The sequence below is a fragment of the Flavobacterium rhamnosiphilum genome, assembly GCF_004349195.1.
GTDB classification, from domain to species: Bacteria; Bacteroidota; Bacteroidia; order Flavobacteriales; family Flavobacteriaceae; genus Flavobacterium; species Flavobacterium rhamnosiphilum.
In genome coordinates this window covers 1-1,512 of record NZ_SMLG01000034.1, presented here as the reverse complement: position 1 = coordinate 1,512, position 1,512 = coordinate 1, and the positions used below count along the sequence as shown (strand labels likewise).

The window sequence follows — 1,512 nt, the reverse complement described above, 5'->3', positions numbered from 1 at the left end:
ATCGTAAAGTTATTCACAACTTTTGAGAGGGTTATATGTTGGTTATTTTTCGAGTATAAAATTCCGTTCCAACGGCTTGTTGAAAAAGTTGGAAACAACTTTTTGTCCGCCGAAGGCTTGGACTGAAAAAGTTATTCTAACTTTTTCAGTAATGCCAGGAATTTATATCTCTTTTATTTCATATACTTTCTTTTAAAATTCTTAAAACTCATACTCCTATATGTGGTTCTCGTTTTGAGAACGAGACCACCAGCATCGGTTTGATTGTAAGAATAAAAATAGCTGCCTGCTACAAAATGCGGCTTCGTTTTATAGAACCGCCATAGCTGTTTTGCAGTCTATTTTCTGGTATGATTGAGCTTTTTAAGAAGGTTGTTTTTATTTTTCTAACACTAAATTTCTATTGATTTGATAGGGCGTTTCCGTTTTAATTACCGAGAGTATTCTTCGTGCCAATTTATGGGCTATTTTAATAATGATGCTCTTTACGTTCTTGCCTTGATGTTTGCGGTAATAGTTTTGCATTTCGGTATCTTTTCTAATGGCAATCCAGGCTGCTTCTACTAAATAACTCCGTAATTGCGAACGGCTTCTGGGGGTTATTCCTAAACACTTTTCCGATGAGCCGCTATTATAAATCCCAGGCACCAATCCGATGTAAGAGCTAAACTGTCCCTCGTTATTGAATCGGCGTAAATCACCACACTCGGCAAGAATTACACTTGCCAGATAACCGCCAATTCCTGGAATGCTCCTCAAGAGATTATAATCTTTCTTATGGGTCTTTCTGCAATGAGCACGCATTTGATTCGCAATTTCCAAATACTCTGACCTGATAAATTTGTACATCCGTATTTTGCCCTGCAAAGCCAATTCTCCACAGCTGGTACTGAATTTTATTTTTTCCAGCCATACAATAAAATCTTTGTTCCAATTTGAATTATCAAACTCTTGAGGTATTGCAATGCCATGAAATAATAACATACTTTTGATATGCGATTTGCTTTGTCGGAGTTTCTTGGTGACTTGGGTTCTATGACGAGCCAAAGTAGTAAACTGTTCGTGTTCTTCAGTAGGAATATAAACTCCTCTGAGAACACCTACCTTTAATTGATTGGACAGATTTCTGGAATCTAAAGCGTCTGTTTTTTGATACCGTTCCTTGTCTCCTGTCTTAATGTCGGATGGATTGACCACCAAAACATTCCAACCTAAGTTTAAAAAATAGCGGGCTGAGGAAAACCCGCAGCAGCCTGCTTCGTAAACTAAATCCACTTCGTGATTAGGAAATGTTTGCTCCACATATTGAAATAAATCCTCAGCAACAGAAGGCATCGAGTACGTTCTGTGAAAAAACAAATCAGTTTGAATGGAAACTGTCCAGCTTTTTTTGTGAATATCTAAACCAATGAATATCTTTGGTTTTATTAAGGCGTCTTGTAATTGCATAATCTTCGTTTTTAGTAACTCTAAGTTATGCTTTTACATAGATGCTACAACGGATTTGGGCAA

At 37.0% G+C, this 1,512-nt stretch carries 1 protein-coding gene; it reads right to left on the bottom strand.

All coding sequences use genetic code 11. The features are described 5' to 3' along the window. Positions 1 to 378: 378 nt before the first annotated feature. Positions 379 to 1,449 (bottom strand): IS110 family RNA-guided transposase, encoded by a 1,071-nt coding sequence (locus E0I26_RS16390; RefSeq protein WP_131917519.1) that lies wholly within the window; start codon positions 1,447 to 1,449, stop codon positions 379 to 381. Between the last annotated feature and the right edge of the window lie 63 nt (positions 1,450 to 1,512).

Coding starts and splice junctions, on each gene's coding strand:
- E0I26_RS16390 (WP_131917519.1), bottom strand. CDS start 1,449: ATGCAATTACAAGACGCCTTAATAAAACCAAAGATATTCATTGGTTTA.